Origin of the sequence: Lysinibacillus sp. ZYM-1, assembly GCF_001308875.1 — a bacterium.
In the GTDB taxonomy this organism is placed as follows: Bacteria; Bacillota; Bacilli; order Bacillales_A; family Planococcaceae; genus Lysinibacillus.
The window spans coordinates 1-26934 of the sequence record NZ_KQ465147.1 but is presented as its reverse complement, the minus strand read 5'-3'; the positions used below and the strand labels follow the sequence as shown (position 1 = coordinate 26934).

The following is a 26934-nucleotide window of genomic DNA, read 5'->3' as shown; positions in this document are numbered from 1 at the left end:
GCGCTTTTCCGGAGTAACAATAAAACCCCAATTTTCTCAATTTTAATGCGAGAAATTAGGGTTTTTTATATTTACTTATAGTGCAAAATAACACTTAAAATAAGCGCACTTTACCTCCTAAAATGACAACAAAGTGTAGTAATAACAATGTATTGAGTTGTTCATTATAAGTTGTTCAGGTAAAGGAGTCGATACATAATGATTTTTGGTTATGCGAGGGGTAGTTCTGTTGATTAAAATATTGATGTCCAACTAAAGGAGCTTGAAGCTTTTGGATGTGAAAAAATATATACTGAAAAAAGTCATAGAAAGATTTTGCTCGTTCCGTTTATCGTGAAATGAGATTCAAAATGCGTTTTGGTGATGTGTTAGTAGTCCATGATTTAAGTCGATTTGGCCGTAACAAACAAGAAATTCTTAATGAGTGGAAACAAATAACTGAAGGTGAAATTGATATTGTTGTTTTAAATATGCCGATTCTTGATACACGAAAATATAGAGAATCAAGATGTAGGTTAACTAGTGTCTGATCTGTTTTTGACACTTCTCTCATGGATGGTCGAGGAAGAACGCAATCGAATTAAAACGGCACAGCGAGAAGGTATCGTTATTGCAAAAGAGCGTGGAGCTTTCAAAGGGAAGCCGAGAAAATATCATGCTGATGCAATGGGAAAGGATCGGCTTATTTATAATATAGTTGTTCAATTATTACAAAATGAATCAGTAGTGAATATTCACTGAGAAACAGGTCTTGCTAGGAATACTATTTATTCAATTAAAAAGCAGTTGAAATTGGATTAGTAATCCATCCATAAAACAAAACAATAAAGTCTTTAAAAATATTAAAGTTGTTGTTTATACAACTAACGGGCCATTTAATGGAATATTGAGTTCAAACATAAATTGGATAATTTATGATATGATTTACATATTATCTGTAACTAGTTAATTAACTTAAACCTTTAAGAAAAAACTTGGTTAAAAATAATATACTTATTTGGACGGGAGATAACTGTTATGGAACAAAAAATACTAGAATTGCTCAACGAAATATATGCAGTGGATTTTATTAAAGTTGAAGCAGTAACAAATGAAATGTTTCGGTGTATCGCAAAACAAGGTGAATACTTTGCAAGAATTACAAACTACAAAGGTTATGATGAACAATTAGAAGAGGTTACCTATACAAACTTCCTACATAAAGAAGGACTAGGTGTATCACCTGTAATAGTTTCAATAAATGGTAGAGAGGTAGAGAAGATAACCTTTAATAACAAGGAAGTATTAACTGTTCTTTATGAATCTGCTGCTGGTAAACACTTATCAAGAAATCAATGGAATGCAAATGTTTTAAAAGAGTTAGGCAGGCAAATTGGTAAATTACATCGCCTCTCTAGAAAATTTGAAGAGATAAATCCGACTAGATATATCAATGATTGGTATCAAAATGAGGAATATGCTTTCTTGAAATATATTCCTGAGGAAGAGACTTTGATTAGAGCTGTTGCACAAGAAATTTTAACAAAGATTAAAAACATCCCAAAAGACAATTCCAATTATGGATTGTTACACGGTGACTTATGGTTAGAAAATATATTGGTAGATCGTAATTTAAAACTGTCAATGGTTGATTTTCAAGATTGTGAGAAGAATTTTTATATCTTTGATTTAGCTGTTCCCATATATAGTGCGATAGAGTATTCATTTGTCGGTGGTGGGAACATCATTGAATATGGAAGAGGTATTACAAAAGCAATCATCGAGGGATACCAAGAGGAAAACGATCTCCCAAAGGAAATGTTAGAAAAACTCCCTTTATTTGTAAAACTAAAAGAAGTCTTTGAGTATAGCTTAATGCATATGTACTGGAATAAAGAAAGGTTAACTGAAGAACAGATAAGAATAATGAACCATTTTAGAATGAGAATTGAAAAAGATCATTCTTTCCTTGACACAAACGGTTTGTTATTAAACTAAATTTAATCTTCCGCAAACGGGCCATTTCTCTAATATAATGCTCTATTTGCATTCAAGGACCTTTTTGCCGATCAAGAATCGGAAATCATAGGGGAAAAAGAGTTAGTATTGGTGAATATTTTGTGTACCCTATTTTGAGAATAATAAAATTGATAGTTGGAATGTCTTATGCCATGTGTGAAAGTGGCTTGACTTAGAGAGGAGATAAAAAGATGATTGAATTACGAAAAATAGACGGGGATAACATAGATGAAGTAATAGCGCTTGATGTTGAAGAAAACCAGAAAGAATTTATATTAGAAACTACTAACCTTAGATGCTTCGCAGACGCTCATATGTTGAACACAGACGGTATACCAGCTTCTCCATTAGCTATTTATGCGAATAATACGATGATTGGATTTTTGATGTATATTTATGATACGACGGATCATGAATCATTTCAAAATGAAGTTTATTACGGGAAGAAGGCCTATTTCATTTGGCATTTTATGATTGATAGGCGTTATCAGGGGAAAGGATATGGCAAGCTTGCCTTTGAAAAAATGTTGGTAGATATTGAAAATCTCCCATATGGGGAATCACAATATGTAGGCCTCTTTTATCATAAAAATAATGTCATAGCTAAAGAATTATACGCTTCATTAGGTTTTGTAGACACAGGCATCATTCAGGATAATTCGGTGCATGCGATTAAAAATCTAGATGTGAAAATAACAGAAGCCGTGGTAGAATAGGATTCCTCTGAAAGAAATCTAAGCTATTAACGTCTTGACCCATAATAAAAACAAATATAGAGTTATAAAACACAAATGTAGCAATTATCGAAGTAGGGGTGTGATTGGGTGTTTCAAGATGGATTTCCAAAATATTTGAGGGATGATGTGACTAATGTTATTGGACTGATTCCTAAGCAGACTTATAATCATGTCACTCTTGATGAATCGCAGGAGACTATTGAATATTTTCAAGCTGAAAACGTGATTAAATTTCCTTATCGTATTTACAACATGGATAACTCAGATAAATTTATAGACAATTTAAGTGTACAACAAAAAATGATTTTGCATTGCATATACACAAGAAGTTGTGATGGGTTTGTTCGCCAAAAACATCTGAATTCATTGCTTTTAATGGATTATGAAGATTGGGCTATTCCTTATATCATAAAAATATGTGATGAATATGTAGTTGAAATACTAGAAATGACTTATGATATTTTAAAAGAACAAGACACAGAACCAATTAAGAGATTTTGTTTTGAAAATATTGATTTGTTTTGCAAAAGTTATAGTAGAATGATTAGCTATTGGAACGAATATTACAGGAATAAATACAATAATTTTCATCAATATATTGGTAGGAAGCTATTTAGAGAATGTTTTGGTTACTCTAGATCTATGGAAAGTAAGAAAAATAGGAATTTATGAAACAAAACACATTAAAGCATAGGTGCAAGATTCAATAACTATATTCCATAATCGGGCGCAATTCTGCAGAAGAATTGTGCTTTTTCTTTGGGGAAGGGCCATCTAGTTGAACAGGAAAAAGGGAAAAGTAAGTTAATATTAGAGAGGGATGGAGAAAAGAGGTGGGGAAAATGGACATGAATGCACGAAAAGCAAGATTAGAGCTGCTCTTACAAAAGCAAAAAGAGAAAGAAAGAAATGATGAAATACAGATGCGATTAGGTTGGATGTTAGAACCTTTCTCAACTAAAGAAGGTATTAGGCTGTTAGATGATAAGGAAAGGGAAAAAATGAAAACGGACCTTATACAGAGCATCCCTATAATTGAGTGGGTACGTCTAGATTTAGAGAAAATGAATAACAAGTTCGTGATAAACAATGTTAGTAGGGATAAGGTGTCATCGTTTTTTAAAGATAAAAAACTATACACGGATAATTCAGTTTATCTTTTCTTGCAAGACGACCTGCCACCTTTTAGTACATGGCCGTGGGTAAAGATGCCGCTATCAAAGATTATTGAAAATATTATAGATCTAGCAGCAGAAGATGTCTATCCACAGTATGTATTTAGCCCATCACCTAAATTTGTAATAGAATTCGTTGAAACGGATTTAATCACCATTGCTTGGTAACGGTGAACATAGCTTAGTTACTCCATAAAGTTTCTTTAGTAAGGAAAGCGTCTTTCTTCATGAAAAGGGCCATTTAGTTGAATAAGTGTATTGAGATAACCGGGCAGAATAGTTCAGAAATTTGCCTGCATGAATATAATTATAAAAAGGGATATAGGGTTTTTTCTCGAATGAACTAAACCTCATACTGATGGAGGCTGATATGCGGTTGTAATGAACACATACTTAGGTTGAAAGGAGGTTTTTATTTGTGACACAAACATCAAGTACTATTCCAGGTGCCGCAGTACGTGGAACTGCATCAGGTGTATTTTTCATGGCGTTTTTTGGTACTCTGTGGGCGTACACAGGAATAATGGGATTGCAAGGCTGGGGAGCTCCATTATTGTTAGTTACTGCCGTTGCCATTGGTATAGTGCTGTTCATCGGCGGAGTTTCATTAATACGTGCATCGGGAGAATTGACAAATCAGGTTTCAAAAACAGCCTTAAGGCATGGGAAGCGTACGAGGTTTTGGTTTAACATTATTTTTGCGGCAGAGGGTTTGGCGATAGCAATCACGATTGCTATCAGTAACGCTACTCATCACCCTGAACTTATACCTGTCATAATAGCTATTATTGTCGGTGTTCATTTTCTCCCACTGGCACGTCTTTTTCAAGTCAGACTCTATTATTTTACAGGCACACTCCTTTGTTTACTTGCAATTATTACATGGCTGTTTGTACCCGCAAAAGTCACACTAGGGGAACATCAGATCAATGCATTTATGTCTGTAGTGGGCTTTGGCTCTGCCCTGATCTTGTGGGGAACTGGTCTTGCAATATGGCTAATGGGTAGAAGATTGCTAGGTATCGTCCCAAAATAAATAACATAAAAAGTGAGATTGGACTTTACACCAGAAAAATATGTTTATATTACAATAAAATGCAAAATGGAATCACCTTCATATTCAGCAATCGGGCGCTTTTCCGTAATTAAGGAAAGCGTCTTTCTTTATGAAAAGGGCAAGATTCTTGAGTAATAGCTTTAAAAAGGGTGGCATATATATGTTGAAATTAAGGAGCTATTAAGAACTGTACTAAGTTAATGAATCACTTTAGCAATTTATCAGGTTAAGGGAGAGTGGGCTAATGGATAGCAAACGTTTTGAAATTATTTATACTCAAGGTAAGCTAGAATTTTTTAAGATTATTCGTGATAATCAGACGGGGGTTCTATACATGTTAAATCTTACTACTGCCGGAAGTGGATTAACCGTTATGGTTGATCAAGAAGGAAAACCTTTGGTAGATGAGAATTTTAAAAAATAGTCGAGAATGAGTTAAAGTGCCCATTTGGGGAAGGCTTATTCCAGAATCGCACGCTTTCGAAATAAGAAAAGCATCTTTCTTTCTTCATGAAAAGGGCCATTTATTTGAATAACGTATGTAAAGAAATTTTGGGGAATTCATTGTAAATAGGTTAGATTTGAAGTGAATTCGTCTATTCGGCAATAATGAAGGGATATATTGCTGAGCTTGGTATGCCTGATATAAAAATTGAAATAGAAATTTGGATACAAAAGTTTAATAATTAAAACATTTTATCGAAGCCATGGAACTCTAAATTAGATAGTTCCATGGTTTTCTTTATGTTAAAACTAATGCTGCTATGTACTTATTGAAGTAACGGAGGGTTTTAATTAAACAAGAAATATGCTTATGACCTTCCACAATCTGGCGCATTTGTAGGGTATTAAATTTACACCTTGAGATAATGGATATGCAAGACTTTTCCTTATGCAACAATCAGTCAAGTTTTGTGTATTAGTCAAAGCCCAATTTCTCTCCTACGACTCCGAGAAATGGGCTTTTTATCTCGGTTTTTTTTACAAATAATATAAACATTGTATATGTACTTTTTTAAATAATTGTCATTTTATTTCTTACAAGGGTATTTATATTTGTTTGTTATTGTAACAGCAATAGTGTATGATGCATAGTATAAGTTAAACAGTGTATGTTATACAGTATGTGGAATTGAGGTGATTGAATGAGTTCTTTACTGAATTCATTAACGACAGAACTTAGGAGAGGAACACTGACATTAGCCGTTTTAAGTCAATTACGAACACCCCAGTATGGATATTCACTTGTTCAATTATTAGAGGAATCGGGCATTAATATAGACCAAAGTACATTATATCCATTGCTTCGCCGTTTAGAAAAACAGGAGTTAGTGACGAGCAGTTGGGAAACATCTGAGAGTAGACCGCGCAAGTATTATGTATTAAGCGAATATGGATTAGAAATCTTTTTGCATTTAAAAAGAGAATGGATTAATAATTCAAAAGAACTCTATACGTTATTAAAAGGGGATGATGATAATAAAGATGAATCTGACTGATATTTATATTCAAGAGGTCACACGGAGGTTGCCTGAAAAAAATCGAGAGGATATCGCACTTGAGTTACGGTCAACCATTAGGGATATGCTGCCTGATGATTACAGTGAGGATGATGTAAAGGATGTTCTTGGAAAATTAGGGAACCCAGCAGCATTAGCGAGTGGTTATCGAGATCAACCAATGCATTTAATTGGCCCACGCTATTTTGATGTTTATATCTCTTTGTTAAAAATGATTTTCCCAATTGCTGCTGTTATTGTGTTGATCTCGATGATTGCCGAATCCTTTATTGGCTTTGGTGGGGAGGAAGCGGTTATTAATACTGTCCTCACTATTATGGGTGAAGGCGCATGGAGAATCATCGAAGTAGGAATACACGTCTTTTTTTGGCTAACGCTCGTTTTCGTCATTATTGAACGAATAGATAAAGGAAAAGATCAGCATCCATTATCAGCAAGCCTTCAAAAATGGACCCCTGAAGATTTGAAAAACATCATTTATATTCCTAAGAAAAAAGCGATTACGAAGCTTGAAGTATTTGGCTATTTAATGTGGACGGCAATTTGGGTAACACTTTATTTTTATGCGAATCACCTTGTAGGTATATATGAAGGCGGTGGTGATGGACTCAAATTCGTAATCCCAGCTTTAAATCAGGATGTTTTACTTCGTTATTGGCCAATTGTTATAGTTGTCATCGCTCTTGAAATTGGTTTAGCACTCTACAAATTACTTAAAGGACAATGGACGAAAAAAATGGCCAGCTTTAATGCTACTCTTGAGCTTTTCGCAACCGTTGTATTCATTGTTATAGTAAGTAATCCAAATTTAATGAACCAAGAATTTATAACGTACATGAGTAAATTATTTACCATATCAACTAAACAATTTGAAATATGGATAGTTAGTGGCGTTATAATCATATTTATTTTATCTGCGGCAATCAGTATATTCGATGGTTTCCATAAGGCTCGAATCCGTTAATTCATATTTGTTATAAAAGAGTAGTACTTGCTCAAATAGTATTCATCAATCGGGCGTTTTCTTTAGTAAGTAAAGCGACTATCATTAAATTGGACGTAGAGATTGTGAAGAAGTTCTGATGCAGTTTAGTTGATGTCGAATGCTAACAAAGTCGGGTACTGAAAGTCAACTAAGGACTACAAGTTTCACAAAATTCTTTAGACCTTTGACTACATTGGAATAAGTGATAGGAATTTCTTTTTTTATTAATTGATCAATTATTTCTTTGCCTATTCGTATCGCCCGTTCACTGCGCTTTTTATGATTTTCTGTTAGCCAAGGCCGTTCATTTTTTGAATTGAATTTCGAGTTCATACTAACAGGACAGTTTAGTTGAATAAGTAAGGGCGATTCTTGTTTTAGTTCTAAATATAGGAAATTAGTGCTAATGTTAAATTGATATATCTTCAATAATCTTAATCGTAAAAGAATAGGGCTGCTATTAAGGTTTTAATTAGGAGGAAAAATTTATGAATTACACAAAAGGCTTATATGTATCACTTGTACTAATGATGCTAGTTATTTTGGTTAACACAACAATATTTGATGATGAATATTCAGGGATTGCTATGTTCGCTAGTTTAGGCATATTTATAATGGGCACATTATTTTTTTTAAATACCAAACAATTAAAAAAGTAGGATGCGTAAAGCGAGTTACTAAATTAACAGGGCGACTGTTCATTGAGCAGACGCTTCTTGTGCTAACGGATCAAATTAACGAAGTAGGAATTAAGTAAAAGATTAGAGAATAAATTTGTAAACATGGAAAGTCAAGCGTAATTAACCTAACTATTCAAGGTGTTGCTACATGTCTAAAAATATATCAATCTTTAGGAAAAATGGTGATATGGAAACCTTTATCGCTGCATATGACAAGGCGTTGAAGCTGTGGAAAGTTCCATATGAGGAATTAATGATTCCTACTCGTTTTGGAGAGACGCATATTGTGGTGGCGGGGTCTGCGGATGCAGAGCCTCTTATTTTGATTCATGGAATGACGTTTAGTGCAACGATGTGGTATCCGAATATCGAAATGCTTGCTGAGAAGTACCGTATTTATGCTTTGGATACTATTGGGGACGTTGGCAAAGGAAATGTGACAGAAATCATTAAAAATCGTCAGGATGCCGTGAACTGGTTAGATGATGTCCTGTCGGCGCTGAGGCTGTCAAAAGCTATTTTTATGGGACATTCGATGGGAGGCTGGCTTTGTACGAATTTTGCTATTCATTATTCAGAAAAGATTGAGAAATTAATTCTACTTGCGCCAGCATCTGGGATGCACAAAATTACCCCTAAGTTTTTCTTCAAAGTCTATCCGGCGATTGTGTTCCCATCAGAAACTCGTATTATGAAAGAAATAGAATGGTTTGTAAGTCCAGCTTTTAAACCGGACGAGCGAGCACAGACCGTGTTCCGCCAATTTATCGTTTCTGGCATGAACTGTGTACCATGCATACGCATTGTTCCTTCTGTGTTTGCAGATGAAGAACTTCAAAATCTAACCATTGAGACACTCTTACTAGTCGGCGAACACGAAACTATCTATAACCCAACCAAAATGCTTGAAAGAGCTGAAAGACTTATGCCAAATCTAACAACTCTAATGATACCAAATGCGGGACATGGCTTGTCCATCGAACAGCATGAAATTGTCAATGAAGCGGTTAAAACGTTTTTAAAGAAATAATTTTTTTGAAATAAATTGTAGACCTTAAGTTTTTGTACTCAAATAACATTAAGTAAATAAGCATTTAGTTAATCCATACTTAAGTAGGTAGGATGCTTATAGTAGCATGGTGATCTTTGTTAATTAATTAGATTGTGAAGAAATGTATTTGAACTAATTTGCATTACTTAAAGAACATTGAGTTGCATTTGCAGCTCTTTTTTTCTTTATTGAACGAACGAAGCAGAATAATTGGATAAGATGATAAAATATTGTGAGTACAAAAAAACTACGGGGTAAAAATATGAAGCTAACTTTGGCAACAGACGAAGAGATTAATAAACTGCATTCAAAGTTTAAAAAATTTAATATAAATCTTATTGATGAACCTAGTAAGTTATACAATCATATTGGTATTATGGATGTATTTAATCGAGTTTTAACAGAAGAAGAGGCAAGCGGATTATTGGGCAGAAACCATAATCTAAAATACGGCGCAAAATTTATTAGTACATTTATTAGCCTTTTTCATTTGGCAGAGAATGAAGTTTATGTACATCTTAATAAAGGCTTGGATAAACCAGGACTTAAATATGTTTTAAATTGCCTAAATCGAGGCGAGGCTAACCTCTTTCGTAAATTGTTCTCCAATAAAAAGGGGATTTATAAAATAGGTGATGAGGAAGCCCTTACTTTTTTAACAAATCTTTCAGTAAATGAACTGTAATTTGTTGATATTTTCTTTCCATCACTTGATACAGTAATAATGGGGAATTGGGATTTATCTTTTCCTATTTACTCTAAGACGTCAATAGGTTTTATGAAGTGCAAAGAAATCATTGAAGAAAATGGATTATTTATTCGATAGTAACACAACGCAACAGTTTTAAGGAGGATATGGATGACAATATCTATTCATGATGGTGTGTTAGTTGGATACTCAGTAAATTTTCTAGAAAATAAACTGCTATTAGACATCGAAACTGCGGCAGATGAAATGGTAACTGTTACATTTGAGAATTACTTAGCACATTATTTCGATCATGTAATGGCGGGAAGTATTTTATTTGATATTGATGAAATAGATTTGATTACATTTTTCGTAGAGAACAGAGATCAATTTGAATCACATAAATTATATGCTTGGCCGATTTGGTACGATGATACGAATGAACTTGAACAATACTTACAAAAAAATAATTATAAATGCTATGTTATTAGTGCATCACTAGGATTAACAGGTTATGTATTTGCTAAAACGCAGAAAATAAAAGGAAATGATAAGTTGCGTGAGAAAAATTAGAGCTTGTGAAGTATTCTACTTAAATTAACGGGGGCTTTACTTCAATAAGGAGTAGAGCCTTTTTCTACATAAACGAACGTAGTAGGTTGGTAGAATAAGGAATAATGTTGAATAATAAGTCTGTATCTATGATTACTTTGTAATTTAAGATGCAGGCTTTGTATTTTAGTTGTATGGATGCTTTTTTTTCAGGAAATTTATAAACCAATTAAATGTTAAACGCCGATTAGAAGAGAATCTTTGTTATTTTTTTGAAATTGAACCTATTATGATTTGGTAATCGTCTAATAGCAGAATTTGAAGTAGATGGAAAGGGGGGGCGTAGATTGGACAGAGAAGAAAAAGATTTCATATTAGAAAAAATGATGATTGAATATGGTAATGAGTTGGTACGGTTGGCATTTTCTTTTGTGAAAGATACAGAGATTGCTAAGGATATGGTTCAAAATACGTTTATCAAATGCTACAAAAACCTGGATTCGTTTCGATTTGACGCACAAATAAAAACATGGCTCTATCGTATAACAATTAATGAATGTAAAGATTATTTAAAAAGTTGGAATTACAAAATGGTACAGGTAAAAAGTTTTATAAATGAAACAGCAAAGTCAATATTACCATCAACAGAAAAAACAGTTATCGATAAATACAATAATGAAGAAATAAAAGATACTATCTTTTCTCTTCCGAAAGTATATCGGGAAGTGGTTTATCTATACTACTATGATTCGTTAAAGATTGAGGAAATTGCTGAAATTTTGGATATTCCAGTAAATACAGTGAAAACGAGATTAAGAAGAGCAAAGCAAAGGTTAGAGTCGATGATAAAGGGGGCAGAACTTAATGGAAGATAAACGATTGAGAGATAAATTTTATAATACCTCTAAACAAGAATTAAAATTTACGAAAGAGGACCGTAATGAAGTATTTGAACAAATTCGTGAACTGGAGAAGAAGAGTATACAAAAAAAATCTCTTGTTACTTTTTCAAAAAAATTCGCACCACTTACAGTTTCTTTATTAATGGTAGGCTTGTGTCTATTTTTATTTCTCCCATTTATCGGAAACTTCAATGAAAACTCTAACACAAGTGTCGCAAGTGAGCCAGTAGCTGGGGAAGCTGGATTTTTAACCACGTTAATTACGGTGAAGTCAAAAGAGATGGATAATCGAATATATCTAAACCTTTTACTTACTTATAGCAAAGATAAAAAGATGATGAAAGTTTTATCACTTCCTTATAATACGTACGCGCCGGTAGCAGATAACAATGATGGGACTACTTTATACGATAAATTGTTATTTGCTTATAATTTTGGCGGCGCTGAAAATGTAAGAACAACCGTTTCAAAATTATTAGATATACCAATTGATTATTATGCAGTTATCGACTTAGAAACCATTTCAACGCTAATTGATTCCGTAAATGGTGTAGATTACGACTTGCAAGAAGATAATCGTGTAAGAGCGATAACTCAGGTAGCATTTGACTTCGAAAAAGGACCGCATCGTTTGAGTGGAGAAGAGGTTGTGGCATTAATGATGGCTGCTTCAGTGGAAGAGGGAAGCAGCTTAGATGAAGAAACCCTATTAGATCTAATGAAAACTGTTATGAATAAGGTAGAAAACGAAGTTCCACCAGCACAAGTAAAAGAACTGTTTACGCAAATAGAAGCCAATGCATCACTGGATCAATGGTTAGAGAATCCAATAGAAATTAATTCTATAAAATCGGTATCTTTACGTGATGGAATGATACCGGATACGGAGATAATAAGTGATACCGAAGGCAAATACTATATTACGTTTGAGAGAGACTTTATAAATTCTATTTCTGAAGAGCTAACCACATTTAATTAAATATTAATTGGAATATGAAATACTTTTGGATGTAATTTTATACTAATGATAAGATAAAAGTGCGCTAATGAAATGTAGATTAACGCACTTTTTAACATCGATTCTATTCTCAAAACAAGAACAAATTTAAATGAAAACGAATTCAGAAAAGGTGAGATTTATGAATATTTCAGTTCTAGGATGTGGGCGTTGGGGTACTTTTATAGCCTGGTATGTTAATAAGGTTGGGCATAATGTAACTTTATGGGGAAGAGAACACTCAAGAAATTACATTAGGCTAAAGGAAACTAGAAAGAATGATTATCTTTCGTTACCAGAGGATATAGAACTTAGTAATTCATTATATAAAGCAGTTTCATCTGCTGAGATTATTATCATTTCTATTAGTGCCCAAGAATTACGTTCATTTGCATGTCAATTAAACTCATTAAATGAAATACAAGGGAAAACTTTCATACTATGTATGAAGGGATTAGAAGCTACTAGTGGAAAAAGGCTTTCACAAGTATTTGGTGAAGCCGTTGGAAAAAATATCGATGTAGCAGTTTGGGTAGGACCAGGACATGTACAAGATTTCGTTAATAATATCCCAAATTGCATGGTTATAGGATCAGAAAATATTGAAACCACAAAGAAAATTGTTCAGGAACTCAACAGTGATTTAATTAGGTTTTACTATGGACAAGATCTTATTGGAAATGAAATTGGAGCAGCTACAAAAAATGTTATGGGTATAGCTGCAGGAATGTTAGATGGACTAAATTATAGCAGTTTAAAAGGTTCACTTATGGCAAGAGGTACAAGAGAACTTTCCCGCCTATTAAGAGCGATGGGAGGAAATGACCTAACAATATATGGATTAAGTCATTTGGGTGATTATGAGGCAACATTGTTCTCAATGCATAGTCATAACAGAAAATTTGGTCAAGCACTTGTCCAAGGTGAAAGGTTTGAAAAATTAGCAGAAGGTGTTTAAACGGTAAAGGCATTGAGAGAATTATCCAAACAATATGACGTTGAACTTCCAATTACTAACGCTTTATATGAGATTTTATTCGAGAATAAAAATGCAAAAGATACATTAGAAGATCTATTTTTAAGACCTGTAAAATTTGAATTCCAATGAGAAATTGATTTTTTAAGGTGAATACTTCTTCAACATACGGTGCTTTTCTTTAGCATATGTGGATATCCACATACCTTACATAACGATCTTCAGCTATCGGGTGCAGTACCTTCTTTAATAAAGAATGCGTCTTTTTCCATTAAAGGGCCAGACTGTTGAGGAACGTTTTCAATAAATTGGATATTATTTTTGAAATATAGAGTAAGATTGTGAAGTTTCTCACTTTAACTAACGGAGAACTTTGGCATATTATTACTGAGTTGCATAAACTGCCCTTTTTTTATTGTAGAAATAATAATGTAAAGCTTATAATTTAATTAGGAGATTAAAAGTGACTATAAAATATAAAAAGATAATCAATTTTTATGATAGGCGTATACTGTTCAATAAATATCGTAAAAATACACCCAGCGTAATCTTTATTGCAGGGTTAGGCGATAGCCATGAAACATGGAAAAAGGTCCAAGACCGAATATCGGATGAAACGTCAACCTTGTCCTATGACAGGGCGGGTATTGGCAGGAGTCAAGATGTAGCTGTCCCGCGAACTTGCTGTGATCTTGTTGAGGAGCTCTCCGAATTGGTGCAAGCGCTTGACGTGGAGAAGCCTTATATATTAGTAGGCCATTCCTTTGGTGGATTGGTCGCCAGATTGTATACCAGTCTTTATCCGCTGGACATCTGTGGTATGGTTTTGGTTGACGCTGCACCGGAATATAAAGAACTTGCCTATGAAAAGGTTCTACCAGAAAATCTACTTGCAGGAAATAGGGAATATTTCGAGAATCCTATGTTGAATAGTGAGAAAATTGATAAAATACAGAGTTATAAGCAAATTGTTTATTATTCAAAACAAAGTGACATCCCTCTCTCAATTATTACAAGAGGTTTACCCGATAATAATGAAGATGGATGGCCCTCTCAAGAAATATTAGGAATTGAACAAAGTCTACAAGCAGAATTCCAATGGCTGTCAACGTCAAGTAAGTTCCGGATTGCTAGTCGTAGTGGACATTATATACATCATGATGAGCCTAATATTGTAATAGAAGAGATTTTATTAATGTTAAAGGGGATGGGAAAGTGAGCGATATAAGGTTGAAACTTATGGAGGATTTGCAAAGAATTGAGGAAAATGAGTATCAGTTAGGCGAAGGTGAGCAGCATCAAGATTTCTTACCTTTGTTACTTCAATATATCGGCGATCCTCAGCCAGAATTGCGGGATAACTTGATTTATCCGATGTTTTATATGTGGATTAAGGAAGAGAATAGGTTCAGTGAAGAGGAGTTGCGTAGTCTCTTAACTGTTCTGATTGATGAGAACCATTTGTTCTATAATATTGGCAGCGAGGATGATCAGTCAGTTTTTACAAGGACGTTTTCTGCCTTGCCTATCGCTTTGATTATACAACACCACAGACAGAATCCATTTTTAAATCAAGAAGAAATTGAGCAATTAATGCAAGCAATGCTCCGTTATTACAATGAGGAGAAGGATCTGCGGGGTTACCTTTCAGTAGGAGGCTGGGCTCACGGCGCATCTCACGGTGCAGATGTTTTTGTTGAGTTGGTCCAGTGCGAGGAGAGCAGCGTTGCAATGCTACGTGAGGTTCTTGTCGCTATTTCTGGCATGCTACATAATGGAATACATATTTTTAGTGATGAGGATGATGAGCGGTTGGTCAATATCGTGGATACGATGATTGACAAAGAGTTACTTCCACATCAAGAAATTGCTGATTGGATTAGCTGCTTAGCGCAATGCTGCAATTTGCCGAGAAGTCGCAGTCAGGTGATTGCTCGTGTGAACAGCAAGAATTTTTTACGCAGTCTCTATTTCAGAAGGGGACAAGATAGCCGGGGGAATGAGCTTAATACTGCCATACTTGGAACTGAGTCAAAATTAAACAGGTTTTCTATCAGTTAAAGGATCCCAATCCATGGATTTGGCTGTGGGATTTACTGGTTTATTCCTCCATTAAAGCACTTATTAACGGAGGAAATATTATAGAAATTATCAAACTTTTTTATAAAAGAAAGATTCCATAAAATATATAATGAGCATGTTTTGATTAATCTTTTTTTAAAACATGCTCTTTCTTTTTGCCTGTTTATCAACGCTATTAGGTATTATTTTGAACAATTTTTATTATAAAGCTAAACCACGTGCATCAATTTTTATGGGGTGACGAATGGTTGCGGTGCGGTCACATTTATGGATTTTATTTTGAAGATATATAATTTTGGATTTTTTAATTGCATGTCATTAAAAGTAGATCAAATGCTAATTTTTGTTCTATAAATGTGGAACGAAGATAAATATAAGTTATTCCATTAAAGGGCGCTGTTTTTGCGCTACATGGATGGCTGACAGGGAAGAATAGTGGGATTAAGATAAAAATTGCCAAATTCGATTTTAGTATAGAGGAATTACGCTTTTTAGAATTAGAATTTCCCTAACATTGTAATTCCGCATTTTCTTAAACTACATCAAGTTGTATGTGTAAAATATCGCTTAAAAAAGTGCAAAATATCTTCTGAAGCAACCCGTCCTAGATTAGAACGGGTTAGCTTTACTCTGAGATTATAAAATTAAATAGCTATATTGTCACTTTATATTACTTTATCTGGTGGTTGTGTCTTTCTCCACCCATAAAACTTCATGACGCCTTTTGATCATATAAATCATTTCAATTCCCACCTTTCATTTTTTTTAATTAACAAAATTAATATTGACGAATACGAATATAATTATCTACTTTTCTTCGGTTCTCTTCAAAGATTTTTTTCGCATTTTCATTATGAAGTGCTTTCTCAAGAGAAATCTCACGTTTTGTAATAGTTATCGTGAGAGCAAAAATGTTTAACATCATTTATTATCACCTCCTTAAATTACCATGAAAAATAAAAAAACCGCAGAGATACTCATCTACGGTGAAAAAAGACACAAAAATACCGCAGGGGCACACTTCTCCCTGCGGTATGGGTATGCTTATTACAAAAAAACTTAAGCCATCCATTCCGATCTGGTCGAATGTGTGATTTTTACTGAAGTTGTAACTACCAATGACATCAATTTAACGATAACGATCATTTCATTCGACCTCCCTAAGAATTTTTTGTTTACTTTGTAAGTATATCCATCTTTAAGTTGTTTGTAAACATCTTTTACTAAGTTTTCCTGATTGTGTTAATGACTAGAATAACTCTTTGCTGCTTTACATTGTTAGTTACCTAATTTTTTCGGAGTAGCAAATAGAAGATATAGAAGACTTAATGCCAAAAAACATAATTATTATTAAGACAGGGATTTCAGAAATGGTTAGAATAGACAATTTAAAGGAGGAAAATCTAAACTAAAAATGGTTATTTGTGTAAATTTTATTCACTTAAGAATTTTTGTACTTAAAGTAAAGGGGGGCTTTAGTTGAAAACCAATCTTCAACAATCGGGCGCTTTTCTGAAAATTAGTAAAGCGTCTTTCTTCATGAAAAGGGCCATATTATTGAATAACATTCTTTTATTAAAGGTTACCTAAAATGATTAAAAACACTTAATAGGAACCAGACCATTTCACCAGCACCAATTTGTTCATAAACTCCACACATTGCGAGGCAGTAGCGAGGTTGGAATTAGTGTAAAGAAAAAGAACGAATTTCTGATTGTGGAATTTGTTCTTTTTTTTAGTAATAAAGGTGTTATTTGGATAGATTAGTAAAAAAATATAGTATCAACTATTAGTACCAGATGATAGAATTAATTGTTAGGTATTGTTATGAGGGCATTAATAATGTTAGGCACTCAAAAAATTATATCGGCACAGGCTGTTGCGCTTATATTAACTGTAATTGTATTTAAATGGGAGAGAATAGGAATGTCAGAAGAAGGGTATCAAACTCGTAAGGAACGAAAAAAAGCGAAAAAAACAAACAAAAATAAACATAGAAGTATCGGTATACTGAAAAAGGGATCGTTGTTTAAAAAAATGGTCATTGTCTGCTTGACAGTCGGACTTGTTGCAACAGGAGTAGGAGCCATTATGATTGCTTCAATAATGAAGGGTACACCTACCTTAGATTCTGCTAAGCTAATGGATCCGCTTTCTACTAAATTTTATGATAAAGACGGAAACTTCCTTTATGAATATGGGAAGGAAAAACGGACAAAAATTACGTACGACCAAGTGCCAAAAGTGTTGGAAAATGCCTTTATTGCCACCGAGGATTCCCATTTTTACGAACATTTTGGGATCGACCTCAAACGGACAGCCAAGGCTATTTTCGTAAACGTAACAGGAGATTTCGGATCTCAGGGAGGTAGTACGATTACACAGCAAGTCATTAAAAATTCTTTCTTGTCTCCAGAGAAAACACTGAAACGCAAAGTGCAAGAATGGGACTTAGCATATCAGTTGGAAAAAAAATATTCTAAGCAAGACATTTTAATGATGTATTTAAATAAAATCTACCTTGGAAACCGCTCTTACGGAGTGGCTACCGCAGCAAAGAATTATTACGGAATTGAGTCAGATGATTTGGAAAAAATGACGCTTGCGCAGGCGGCGATGATAGCCGGACTGACACAGAGTCCGAACAATTATGATCCAACCATACCTGAAAACGAAGAAGCAGCCACGAAGCGCCGTCATATCGTATTAAGCTCGATGCTTCGAGATGGCTATATTACGGAAAAACAAATGAAGGAAGCAGAAAAAGTTCCTGTAGCAGAGGGACTTGTAGCAAAAAATAAGCAGCAAAGTATGCCTTATGAAGCATTTTTGGATGCAGCTGTGAAAGAAGTAAAGGGAAAGCTGAAGGATGTGGACATTAGCGAAGACGGATTGTCGATTTATACAACCCTGGATCCAAAAGCACAGGACTTTGCTGAGAAAATGATGAATACCAGTGAAATCATTGCCTATCCGGATGATAATTTTCAGGGAGCCTTCGTTTTATTAGATACCATGACGGGTGAAGTCAGGGCAATCGGGAGTGGTCGAAATGACTATAAAGCCCAATTTTTAGGTCACAACTTTGCTGTAGATATCAAACGTCAACCAGGATCTATCTTTAAGCCTATTTTTGATTATGGACCGGCGATTGAAAACTTAAAATGGTCCACTGCTCATTTGATTAACGACCATAAGACAACTTATTCAACGGGGGAACCCATCTCCAACTGGGATCATCAATATCATGGAACGCTGACTATGCGGACGGCACTGCAAAATTCATACAATATCCCGGCACTGCTCACATTGAGAGAAGTTGGGATGGATAAGGCAAAGAATTTTGCAGAACAACTTGGCATTACGTTTAAAAGTAATGAAGTATATGAATCCTACTCGATAGGCAGCAATACTGTCAGTCCTTTAGATATGGCAGGGGGCTACAGTGCTTTTGGAAACAACGGATCATACAATAAACCGCAATTTGTCCAAAAGGTTGTTTTAGCGGATGGCGCAGTCGTTAATTTTGCAGAGAAAACAAAACGTGTTATGCAAGATTACACTGCCTATATGGTAACTGATATGTTACGTACAGTCGTAAATGCTGGTACAGGAACAACTGCAAATGTTCCCAGACTGGATGTTGCCGGGAAAACAGGTACAACCAATTTTGATGAAAAAACTCGAGCTAAATATGGATACCCAAATTCTGCTACAAATGATAGCTGGTTTGCAGGGTATACTCCTCAATACACTATGGCTGTCTGGACGGGTTACGCTCAAAACGGACAGGGTAACTATATGACTGGAAATACGACGAAAATCTCACAGTTAATGTTTAAAGCAATGATGGAAGCAATCGGAACGGATACAGCAAATTTTCAGCAACCAGATAGTGTCTACAGAGTGAAAAATGAACTTTATATAAAAGGAATTGATTCTGCAGAAGAGCCACCTAAAAACAACAATGTAATAATTCATCCTAATAATGGCGGAAATAAAGAGAAGCTCAAAAAAGAGGAAAAGAAACTTAAAAAAGAAGAAGAGAAACATAGAAAAGAAGAAGAGAAACTTAAAAAAGAGGAAGAGAAAATTAAAAAAGAAGAAGAGAAGCGTCGGAAAAAGGAAGAGGAAAAGGAACAAAAGCATGGTTAGATAAAAATGATGTTCAACAATCGGGCGCGTTTATTTAGGAACGCGTCTTTTTCTTTTAAAGGGCCATATTACTGAATAACAATCTTTTATGAAATGTTACCAACTGAAAATTAGGGAATAAAACACCTCATTCAATTAAATGAGGTGTTTGTTTTTTGCTGCTTATAATCAGTATGTCCCTACACCACACTTTGGTAACTTTTGTATTATCAACTATCAAAAAAATTCACTCAAACAGCAACTATATAAAACTTTTCTCGTATGGTAATATTAGGATATACATTATTTAGGAGGTGTAACAATGAAATCAAATATGCTTTTAAGTGTTATATCTATTTTTTTATTACTAACCTTAAGTGCCTGTTCACAAGATGAAAAAGAATATAATTTTTATGGAACAAGTAATAACTGGGTTGTTAAGTACGAAACTGAAATAAGTGAAGCCAAAGAGTGGGCTGATTTTTCATTTGAATATGTTGGAGAAGAAGCTGCACCAGAAATGTTTGGATATAACTTAAAAAGTAAATGGTTTGAATTAACAAGCAAAGAAGAACTATTCAATCATCAAGACAATATTAATTCTGGTAATAGTGAATGCACTGGACCTCCCATAAATAAAGAAAGTTGTGCAGTAATTATTAAAGATGATGAAATTATGGAAGCGAAAATAGAGTGGAACGGCAATTCTGAAGTTATTGTATTGACTAGAAAATAGAACAAAGTGTAATGATTAAATTACGATTGCTTACAAGCAAGCTTTTTGCTGCTTATTTAACAATCGGGTGCAGTACCTTCTTTAATAAGGAATGCGCCTTCTTCCATTAAAGGGCATATAATTGAACACCACTTTTAAAAGATCTGGATATTTATGTTAACATATAGGTCAGATTGTGAAGAATGACACTTTAACTAACGGTGCAGGTTATGGGGTGCTTTACTTGAAATGAATTGAGCTGCTTGGGTAGCTCTTTTTTCTTATTGAACTAACGAGGCAGTTTAGTTGAATAAGAATTTATAGTTAAATATTACATAATAGAAGTTTGGAGGTATTTTATAGAATCACTCATTTATGCTTTGTTTGGATTTTTAGTTTGTATGTGTATTGGTTCGATACTTAATATACTGCTTAAGACGACTCAAAAACGAGATTGGCTTATCACATTCTTGTAAAGTAATGAACAAACCAAATAAATTTTAAATAGAAATATTTAAAATTTGATGAAGAAACATCCGAGTGAAACAGCAATAAAAATTATGGCAAATACTAAACTATTCCACAGGCCTAGCATAATAAAAGGAGAAGTACTTTTATCTCCGTCTTTCTTGAGACCTGTGAATGTTCGCCAGGTTATTATTAGCTGCCAAATACCTATTAATAAAAAAATGAATCCAAATAAATATCTCATATAATTACCTCCTTTATATAAAAGTACCACGTTTGGAAAGCGTTATCAATAAAATTGGGATGTAATGAAAAAATGTTTTATATTGTAAATTGTGAAGTTGGAGGCTGGTGCAACAACCAGAGTAGGATTAATCTTCCATGAGTGCTTCCCGTAAGGGAGCGACATTCTGTGATGCACCGTGGTCGTTGGAGTCAGACTAACGGATGGGCTCTATGGCACCATAGTTCATCGACCTTTCTCTCCCAGCCGTAGTATCCTATACCCGATTTTCACATTTTCATTCTCTGTGATGTAGCGCCGATTTTGCGCTACATGGATGGCTAACGGGGGCTTTAGTTTAACAAAAATTATGCTTATAATTTTCCACAATCGGGCGCTTTTCCGTAATTGATCTGCACCTCCAAATGTTAGAGTCGTGTCTAATATTTGGGGTGCAGATCAATTACGGAATGCGTCTTTCTTCATTTAAGGGCCAGTTTGTTGAATAACATCGTTAAAGAAATTCAGGTAAAAATGTTGAAATTTAGGTTATAGTGTAAATTAATGTACTTAAACTACGAAGCAGGTTAGTTTAAAATTTATATGTAGATAAGGAATACTACAATCATTTACTAGATGGGGTGTACTCAATTGCTACCAATTCAAATCGAAGAAATTCCAAGTGAAATACAAGAATATCTAAGCAAGATTAATTCTTTGAGATTTCCTCGACAAGGTTATAGTTCGAATGTTGGATTGATTGAAAATAATCAAGGATTTTATGCGCTCAAGCGGACAAAGGGAAAATTAAATTGTTCTTTGCTAAATCGAGAAGTAAAAGTTATAAACTGTTTGACTCATGAAACAAAATTACCTATTCCGAAGGTTAAGAAATTCGTTGAACAAAATTCACAGAAGGAATCCTGGGCTCTTATTGAGTTTATAGAGGGGGAAACTCTAAGAACAGCTTTACTTAACGAAAAAGGTAAGGAAAAACGACAAGAAATAATATTTAACTTTGGTAATCTATTGTGGCAAATCCATTCAACCCCTTGCCCTAATGAACTTATAGGTGAAAGACCTTGGCTAGATCAAATGTTATATCAGCCAGAACTAAATTTGAAAAAATACAATGTGGATGGAACTGAAGATTTATTGAAAAAAATTAAATCCATTAAACCGAAAGTATATAACCAAACGCTCATACACGGAGATTTTACGATTGATAATGTTTTAGTCTCCAACGGATTAATTACAGGCGTAATAGATTGGGGTGGTGGAGCTTACGGAGACCCGAGATATGACGTATCATTAGCTATTCGCCCTAAACCCAATGCCTTTGAGAATGAAATAGATAAACAAATTTTCTTTGAAGGGTACGGGGGGAAAATAATTGATGATAATGTTTACGATTATTTTGTAAAAGGGTTATATGAGTTCTTTTAATTAATGATTCATTGTTACTAACAATCAGGCGCGATTCGGTACTGCACCCCAAAAGTTATTTTTTCACTCTAACTTTTGAGGTGCAGTACCTTCTTTAATAAAGAGATGCGCATTTTTAATTAAAGGGCCATATTATTGAATAACATTCTTTCACGAGGTGTTACCTAACAATGGTTTAGAAACCATATAACTACAATTTACGTCTATATTGAAAAGGGAGGAGACATAATTTTGTGGTTAATATTAGGTCTTATTGCGATAGTAGCAACATTTATAAATCTTTATATGTATACAAAAGGTAAAGATTATAAACTTGCGATGACAATGGGGTTATCATTTACAGCATTGACACTCTGTGCAGAACATAGCCTTGTATCTAATTGGGTAAAAGTTGAAGATTGGGCGGCTTTAGGCGATGTTATACCTACTATGGAAAAGGTGTTATGGTTTCTTACAATTGTTTCTATCTTACTAAATATAGCACCTATACTTTTAGAACTTAAAAATAAAAAATAATTACTTATTGAAGTTTTTACAGGCTTACAACGTTAAGTACAAACCTCCCCAAACCACGCTTTGGGAAGGTTATACTTTAACTAACTTGGCAGTTTAGTGGAATAAGGATCTGTTAAAATAACTTGTATTTTGATATGGTTGAAACAAAGTAATATGCATTTGAACTTAAAGGCAAACAAGGATTTATAAGAATTGAGTTAAATTAAATAATATCAAAATTGATGAAAGGTTTTGGTTATGTATTTTAAATTGTTCAAAAAAAATCTTGCTATTATAATTGCTTTTTTGCTGCTTTTGTTAATGGGCTGTGAAATCCCCAAAAAATATGTAGAAGAAAATGTTGAAAATCATTTGGAAAACTACGGAATAAAGAACTACAACATACTAAGTGCTAAAAATGATGGTGAGCGTGGTGAAAGTAAGTATGGTTATGTAGAAATCTATAAACCTTATCATGTAAATCTCACATTAGCCTTTAATCGAGAAACAAATCAATTTATTCCTAACGAAAGTGACGATGTTTATTTACAACTATTTAAAGAAGCATATATTCAACAACATCCCGAACTTATCGAGGCGTCCAATCAGATTATCAAAAAATACCATTTAATGGATGAACCTTCAAAAAATTATAATCTTGATTTTAATATTGAAAAAGGTCAAAAAAAAAGGCTAATTGATGACCTTAGAAAGAAAGAAAAAATAGACACCAATTCATTATTACCATCACTAACAAGCGATGAAAATGAATCGTTGTATCCTTTGAACAATGAGTCAGTTATTAATTTTCATTATAAGTTCAATGTTTACGAAAATAACAATACAATCCCGAAAGCCATTGATATTTTAAACGATTTTAAAGAAAGTAAAGTGTTGTGTGAAGGGAAGTATTTTATAAATATACAGGTGGTATCTTACGAACAAAATTCAGTGACTTATTTAGGTGAAGATTATCCTGAAAACAATATTCTTTTTGTAGTCGGAAAGGATGGAGAATTTAGAGATATAAGGACATTAAAACGTACCGGATGGCTAAAGTATACCGTAGTTCCATTCCCCTAAGGGTGCTTTAGTTCAATAACGATCTTCAACAATCGGGCGCGATTCTGTAACAAGGATCAGCGCTCGCAGGGCCATTTATTGGAGTAATACGTATTGCAAAAATGGATAAAATTTGAAATAATTTAATGAAACATTCATCAATGGGGGGAGCTAATATGCGTTATTTTAAAAGCTACTGCTTGTTTATAGTTATCACATTGTTGTTAACAGGGTGTGAAGGAGTAGAAGCAGAAAAATCTCCATCAAATTCGAAATTAACCATTGAGTCCTACAGCATGAGTGAAAAAGAAACCTTATTAATTAGTAAAACAGGTGTAGAGCAAATTAAATTTTTCAAGTTGAATGGCACTTTAAAAGAAGATGATGATTTGCAATTTTCGGTGGAAGTTTTTGAAAACGGTAAGTTTAAAGAGGAGTTACTAAAGACTTGGGATGAATTCGAAACAAAATATAATGACAGCCTTATTTCTTTTGGAATAATTGATAATAGAGACGAAGATCATTCTTTAAAACTTTTAAATGGTATACCCTCTGGGCTTGCTACAACGTTTTATTCAAATAACATGACAACATCATCTTTCGGTTTGCTAATCGACGGAAAAATGACTTTAGAAAAAAATAAACCTATTTATTTAACAGCATGGCTAGGCACTACTAAAAACGAACTGCGTTCTGGTAGTGGCACAACTGGGGAACTGCCCCAGGGTATTGAAGAAGCTGAACTAGCATTTATATACAAAGTTTTATGGACTGACAAAGAAAAGAAATAATTTTTACCTAAGCTATTCAACAATCGGGCGCAAATATGGAAGATCAAAGGTAGAAAATGATTTTATAAAAACCAAACTTAAATCTGTTGTAAAATATGGGTTTGTGAGGTGTAAATATAATAATTTGATTTTAATTGTACTTTTAAGGAGGCGTTGTCGATGAAAAATTATTTATACTTGATTGGGCGAAAAAACAAGGGGATAACGTTTCAATAGCCCATAAACTACGTGGTTCCCCTTCAAAGGGAGAGTATCAGATTGAAGAAAATTTATTTAAAGCCTATTGACAAAAGTAATTGGGAAGAAGCAATTAGATTAACTGTTAAAGAAGAACAACAAACATTTATTGCATCCAACCTTTATTCTATCGCAGAAGTTCAATTTCTTGATAATTTCTATGCAAAAGGTATTTATCTTGATAATAAAATGATAGGATTTACTATGTTTGGAATAGATCCTGATGATAATAACTATTGGATTTATAGACTTATGATTGATGAAGAATTTCAAGGTAAAGGTATAGGTAAACAAGCTATATATCTGGTTATTGAAGAGATAAGACGAAATAATAATGCAAACATTCCTTTAATAATGATTGGATATGATCCTGAAAATCTTACAGCAAAATTTGTATATAAAAAAGCAGGATTTATTGAGACTGAATTATCATCTTGGGGTGAACAATTAGCTAAGTATTCCTTGTAAGCACTTGAATTTACCACAATGACTTTTAGACTTATTAAAGTAAAGCGCTGTTTAATTGAATAACACTTCTAAAATAAGTCAACGGGGAAGGTTTTGTTAATCAACCTAACTATTTCTGTGTTTGGTGAACTGCATAAAATTTTGAAATGCCCACATAATAAAACAAGTTAAAATAAAAAATGAAGGAGGTGTTATTTTGAAGCTCCTTTTAAAAACAGCTTTATCCTTGTTTTTAATTTCTATATGTCTAAATTTCCCTCAATTTGCTCAAGCAGAACATTTAGATGATATAGCTACAAGTGAAGGTGAAGTGGTTTACCAATTTCAATATAAATATGATGAAATTTATAGACTATTAGGGTTAACTGCTAAAGAGTATGACGAATATTGGAAAAAAGGTCTTTCTATTGCAGAGATGGCTGAAAAACAAGGAATTGGAAGGGAAAAATTGTATGAGTATTTTGTAACTTTTCATTATAATGAAATGGATAAATGGAAATCTAAAGGTATTTTGGTAGGTCATCTTTACTTCACTCAAGTTTATACCTTGAAGGAGGAAATAGATGATTTTATAGACAGGAATCCTGTATATAAAAAATAATCTATTGTGAATAAATGTGCTTAAACTAACGGAGCAGCATAGAAGAAGGAAAAAATGAACAGGACATACTACACCTTAATAGGAATTAGGATGATGAAATTGGATAAACGTATTACTCTTCTAATGGTTTTATTTAGTCTATTAATTTGTGTGTTGTGTTTTGGAACAGTAAATGCAATTTCGAATGACACCCCTCCATCTTTTGAGGAAAAGTTCACTGAAGCTGGATATAAATCTGTAGAAGTTGCTATTAAGGAATTTGAAAATCATTTTAAATGTGATGTAAAGCTACCCGAAACGTTACCTTCTATTTCTTTCACACATCAATATGGAATATTCTTTGAAGATAAGAACTATAATTTGAATGATTCTCTGGAAATTAGGTTTGTTAACAAAGATATAAGTAATAATATTTATAAAATTGATATTCGTCCTTTAGAAAACAAATTGGACTTCAAAGATAAACTGAACTTAAATGGTAAAGAGTATACACTTCAAGATGGTGCAAAAGCCATTTATTTTGAACATCAACTATTTAACTTTTTTGTCTTTGAAAAAAATAATTTGCAGTATATGCTTGGAATTTATAATAAAGTAGCCAACGAAGTAACACCTGAAACATTTGTTCTAATAGCTAACTCAATTTAATAATTAAATTAAGATGAAAATCATTAGGGCATTCTTCAACTAATGGGGTGCTTTACTTCAAGATGGGATTTCACAGAATCCCATCTTTTTCTTAGATAATTTATTTCTCTTATTGAATAATTTAATCTTCCACAATCGGGCGCTTTCCGGTACTGCACCCCAAAAGTTAGAGTGAGAAAATAACATTTGGGGTGATTTTTTATGACTAAATATAATGAAGAATTTAAATTAATGGTGGTTCAAGAA

Annotated in this window: 29 protein-coding genes and 1 pseudogene; 28 read left to right on the top strand and 2 right to left on the bottom strand. The window is 33.6% G+C overall.

Features of this window, described 5'->3' with window-relative positions; translation table 11 throughout:
* The first annotated feature begins 350 nt into the window (after positions 1–350).
* The 19 genes and pseudogenes from AO843_RS25250 (at position 351) to AO843_RS21480 (ending at position 15379) form a co-directional block, all read left to right on the top strand.
* Positions 351–530 (top strand): recombinase family protein, encoded by a 180-nt coding sequence (locus AO843_RS25250; RefSeq protein WP_231630221.1) that lies wholly within the window; start codon positions 351–353, stop codon positions 528–530.
* Positions 523–741, top strand: a complete 219-nt coding sequence (locus AO843_RS25245; protein WP_231630220.1) for a recombinase family protein — start codon at positions 523–525, stop codon at positions 739–741. Before AO843_RS25250 ends, AO843_RS25245 begins: the two co-directional genes overlap by 8 nt.
* Positions 742–1017: 276 nt before the next feature.
* A complete protein-coding gene (locus AO843_RS21555) occupies positions 1018–1977 on the top strand; it encodes a phosphotransferase enzyme family protein (RefSeq protein WP_054613129.1) in 960 nt (319 codons plus the stop codon).
* A 212-nt stretch (positions 1978–2189) separates the two neighbouring features.
* The gene (locus AO843_RS21550; RefSeq protein WP_054613128.1) at positions 2190–2714 is read left to right on the top strand and encodes a GNAT family N-acetyltransferase; all 525 of its coding nucleotides are present in this window, start codon (positions 2190–2192) and stop codon (positions 2712–2714) included.
* A gap of 108 nt (positions 2715–2822) precedes the next feature.
* Positions 2823–3407, top strand: coding sequence for a hypothetical protein (locus tag AO843_RS21545; protein WP_054613127.1), 585 nt, complete (start codon positions 2823–2825; stop codon positions 3405–3407).
* A gap of 176 nt (positions 3408–3583) precedes the next feature.
* Entirely contained in the window at positions 3584–4078 is a 495-nt protein-coding gene (locus AO843_RS21540) for a CDI toxin immunity protein (RefSeq protein WP_197278980.1), read from the top strand.
* 250 nt (positions 4079–4328) lie between these two features.
* A complete protein-coding gene (locus tag AO843_RS21535) occupies positions 4329–4946 on the top strand; it encodes a DUF7010 family protein (protein ID WP_054613125.1) in 618 nt (205 codons plus the stop codon).
* 265 nt (positions 4947–5211) lie between these two features.
* Positions 5212–5391: a DUF6440 family protein gene (locus AO843_RS21530; protein WP_054613124.1), complete on the top strand. Its 180-nt coding sequence runs from the start codon at positions 5212–5214 to the stop codon at positions 5389–5391.
* Between the two features lie 721 nt (positions 5392–6112).
* Positions 6113–6466, top strand: coding sequence for a PadR family transcriptional regulator (locus tag AO843_RS21525; protein WP_054613123.1), 354 nt, complete (start codon positions 6113–6115; stop codon positions 6464–6466).
* Positions 6453–7451, top strand: a complete 999-nt coding sequence (locus AO843_RS21520) for an HAAS signaling domain-containing protein (RefSeq protein ID WP_054613122.1) — start codon at positions 6453–6455, stop codon at positions 7449–7451. Before AO843_RS21525 ends, AO843_RS21520 begins: the two co-directional genes overlap by 14 nt.
* Before the next feature lie 509 nt (positions 7452–7960).
* On the top strand, positions 7961–8131 hold the full coding sequence (locus AO843_RS24950) for a hypothetical protein (protein WP_197278979.1): 171 nt from the start codon (positions 7961–7963) through the stop codon (positions 8129–8131).
* 169 nt (positions 8132–8300) lie between these two features.
* Positions 8301–9182 (top strand): alpha/beta fold hydrolase, encoded by an 882-nt coding sequence (locus AO843_RS21515; protein ID WP_054613121.1) that lies wholly within the window; start codon positions 8301–8303, stop codon positions 9180–9182.
* Positions 9183–9465: 283 nt separating this feature from the next.
* Entirely contained in the window at positions 9466–9888 is a 423-nt protein-coding gene (locus tag AO843_RS21510; RefSeq protein WP_054613120.1) for a hypothetical protein, read from the top strand.
* Positions 9889–10062: 174 nt separating this feature from the next.
* Positions 10063–10464 (top strand): hypothetical protein, encoded by a 402-nt coding sequence (locus tag AO843_RS21505; protein ID WP_054613119.1) that lies wholly within the window; start codon positions 10063–10065, stop codon positions 10462–10464.
* Between the two features lie 326 nt (positions 10465–10790).
* On the top strand, positions 10791–11318 hold the full coding sequence (locus tag AO843_RS21500; protein WP_054613118.1) for a sigma-70 family RNA polymerase sigma factor: 528 nt from the start codon (positions 10791–10793) through the stop codon (positions 11316–11318).
* The gene (locus tag AO843_RS21495; protein ID WP_054613117.1) at positions 11308–12324 is read left to right on the top strand and encodes an LCP family protein; all 1017 of its coding nucleotides are present in this window, start codon (positions 11308–11310) and stop codon (positions 12322–12324) included. Before AO843_RS21500 ends, AO843_RS21495 begins: the two co-directional genes overlap by 11 nt.
* A gap of 130 nt (positions 12325–12454) precedes the next feature.
* Positions 12455–13450: pseudogene (locus tag AO843_RS21490) on the top strand (NAD(P)H-dependent glycerol-3-phosphate dehydrogenase).
* Positions 13451–13781: 331 nt separating this feature from the next.
* Positions 13782–14537, top strand: coding sequence for an alpha/beta fold hydrolase (locus AO843_RS21485; protein WP_054613116.1), 756 nt, complete (start codon positions 13782–13784; stop codon positions 14535–14537).
* Positions 14534–15379, top strand: coding sequence for a DUF2785 domain-containing protein (locus tag AO843_RS21480; RefSeq protein WP_054613115.1), 846 nt, complete (start codon positions 14534–14536; stop codon positions 15377–15379). Before AO843_RS21485 ends, AO843_RS21480 begins: the two co-directional genes overlap by 4 nt.
* A gap of 799 nt (positions 15380–16178) precedes the next feature.
* Here the strand turns inward: AO843_RS21480 and AO843_RS24270 are convergent.
* On the bottom strand, positions 16179–16325 hold the full coding sequence (locus AO843_RS24270; RefSeq protein ID WP_082389559.1) for a YrzI family small protein: 147 nt from the start codon (positions 16323–16325) through the stop codon (positions 16179–16181).
* Between the two features lie 917 nt (positions 16326–17242).
* On the opposite strand from AO843_RS24270, the gene AO843_RS21475 reads away from it, so the two are divergent.
* Positions 17243–19555, top strand: a complete 2313-nt coding sequence (locus tag AO843_RS21475; RefSeq protein WP_231630218.1) for a transglycosylase domain-containing protein — start codon at positions 17243–17245, stop codon at positions 19553–19555.
* Between the two features lie 301 nt (positions 19556–19856).
* Entirely contained in the window at positions 19857–20270 is a 414-nt protein-coding gene (locus AO843_RS21470) for a hypothetical protein (RefSeq protein WP_054613114.1), read from the top strand.
* A 493-nt stretch (positions 20271–20763) separates the two neighbouring features.
* Here AO843_RS21470 and AO843_RS21465 read toward each other — a convergent pair whose 3' ends face one another.
* Positions 20764–20961: a hypothetical protein gene (locus AO843_RS21465; protein ID WP_054613113.1), complete on the bottom strand. Its 198-nt coding sequence runs from the start codon at positions 20959–20961 to the stop codon at positions 20764–20766.
* 630 nt (positions 20962–21591) lie between these two features.
* Between AO843_RS21465 and AO843_RS21460 the strand changes: the two genes are divergently transcribed.
* From AO843_RS21460 to AO843_RS21430, 7 genes are all read left to right on the top strand, one after another.
* Positions 21592–22386 (top strand): phosphotransferase family protein, encoded by a 795-nt coding sequence (locus AO843_RS21460; RefSeq protein WP_054613112.1) that lies wholly within the window; start codon positions 21592–21594, stop codon positions 22384–22386.
* A 231-nt stretch (positions 22387–22617) separates the two neighbouring features.
* Positions 22618–22902: a hypothetical protein gene (locus AO843_RS21455; protein ID WP_054613111.1), complete on the top strand. Its 285-nt coding sequence runs from the start codon at positions 22618–22620 to the stop codon at positions 22900–22902.
* A 237-nt stretch (positions 22903–23139) separates the two neighbouring features.
* Positions 23140–23964: an RNA-binding protein gene (locus AO843_RS21450; RefSeq protein ID WP_054613110.1), complete on the top strand. Its 825-nt coding sequence runs from the start codon at positions 23140–23142 to the stop codon at positions 23962–23964.
* Positions 23965–24119: 155 nt separating this feature from the next.
* Positions 24120–24734 carry a hypothetical protein gene (locus tag AO843_RS21445; RefSeq protein ID WP_054613109.1) on the top strand — a complete coding sequence of 205 codons (615 nt, stop codon included), beginning with the start codon at positions 24120–24122 and terminating at the stop codon, positions 24732–24734.
* 258 nt (positions 24735–24992) lie between these two features.
* Entirely contained in the window at positions 24993–25439 is a 447-nt protein-coding gene (locus tag AO843_RS21440; protein ID WP_054613108.1) for a GNAT family N-acetyltransferase, read from the top strand.
* Between the two features lie 196 nt (positions 25440–25635).
* Positions 25636–26040: a hypothetical protein gene (locus tag AO843_RS21435; RefSeq protein ID WP_054613107.1), complete on the top strand. Its 405-nt coding sequence runs from the start codon at positions 25636–25638 to the stop codon at positions 26038–26040.
* Between the two features lie 93 nt (positions 26041–26133).
* Positions 26134–26688, top strand: coding sequence for a hypothetical protein (locus tag AO843_RS21430; protein ID WP_054613106.1), 555 nt, complete (start codon positions 26134–26136; stop codon positions 26686–26688).
* The last annotated feature ends 246 nt before the right edge of the window (positions 26689–26934 follow it).

Bases quoted from the DNA above. Each gene is read 5' to 3' on its own strand.
- AO843_RS25250 (WP_231630221.1), top strand. From the start codon at position 351: ATGCGTTTTGGTGATGTGTTAGTAGTCCATGATTTAAGTCGATTTGGC.
- AO843_RS21555 (WP_054613129.1), top strand. From the start codon at position 1,018: ATGGAACAAAAAATACTAGAATTGCTCAACGAAATATATGCAGTGGAT.
- AO843_RS21550 (WP_054613128.1), top strand. From the start codon at position 2,190: ATGATTGAATTACGAAAAATAGACGGGGATAACATAGATGAAGTAATA.
- AO843_RS21540 (WP_197278980.1), top strand. From the start codon at position 3,584: ATGAATGCACGAAAAGCAAGATTAGAGCTGCTCTTACAAAAGCAAAAA.
- AO843_RS21530 (WP_054613124.1), top strand. From the start codon at position 5,212: ATGGATAGCAAACGTTTTGAAATTATTTATACTCAAGGTAAGCTAGAA.
- AO843_RS21525 (WP_054613123.1), top strand. From the start codon at position 6,113: ATGAGTTCTTTACTGAATTCATTAACGACAGAACTTAGGAGAGGAACA.
- AO843_RS21520 (WP_054613122.1), top strand. From the start codon at position 6,453: ATGAATCTGACTGATATTTATATTCAAGAGGTCACACGGAGGTTGCCT.
- AO843_RS24950 (WP_197278979.1), top strand. From the start codon at position 7,961: ATGAATTACACAAAAGGCTTATATGTATCACTTGTACTAATGATGCTA.
- AO843_RS21515 (WP_054613121.1), top strand. From the start codon at position 8,301: ATGTCTAAAAATATATCAATCTTTAGGAAAAATGGTGATATGGAAACC.
- AO843_RS21510 (WP_054613120.1), top strand. From the start codon at position 9,466: ATGAAGCTAACTTTGGCAACAGACGAAGAGATTAATAAACTGCATTCA.
- AO843_RS21505 (WP_054613119.1), top strand. From the start codon at position 10,063: ATGACAATATCTATTCATGATGGTGTGTTAGTTGGATACTCAGTAAAT.
- AO843_RS21495 (WP_054613117.1), top strand. From the start codon at position 11,308: ATGGAAGATAAACGATTGAGAGATAAATTTTATAATACCTCTAAACAA.
- AO843_RS24270 (WP_082389559.1), bottom strand. From the start codon at position 16,325: ATGATGTTAAACATTTTTGCTCTCACGATAACTATTACAAAACGTGAG.
- AO843_RS21475 (WP_231630218.1), top strand. From the start codon at position 17,243: ATGTTAGGCACTCAAAAAATTATATCGGCACAGGCTGTTGCGCTTATA.
- AO843_RS21470 (WP_054613114.1), top strand. From the start codon at position 19,857: ATGAAATCAAATATGCTTTTAAGTGTTATATCTATTTTTTTATTACTA.
- AO843_RS21465 (WP_054613113.1), bottom strand. From the start codon at position 20,961: ATGAGATATTTATTTGGATTCATTTTTTTATTAATAGGTATTTGGCAG.
- AO843_RS21450 (WP_054613110.1), top strand. From the start codon at position 23,140: ATGTATTTTAAATTGTTCAAAAAAAATCTTGCTATTATAATTGCTTTT.
- AO843_RS21445 (WP_054613109.1), top strand. From the start codon at position 24,120: ATGCGTTATTTTAAAAGCTACTGCTTGTTTATAGTTATCACATTGTTG.
- AO843_RS21430 (WP_054613106.1), top strand. From the start codon at position 26,134: ATGAAATTGGATAAACGTATTACTCTTCTAATGGTTTTATTTAGTCTA.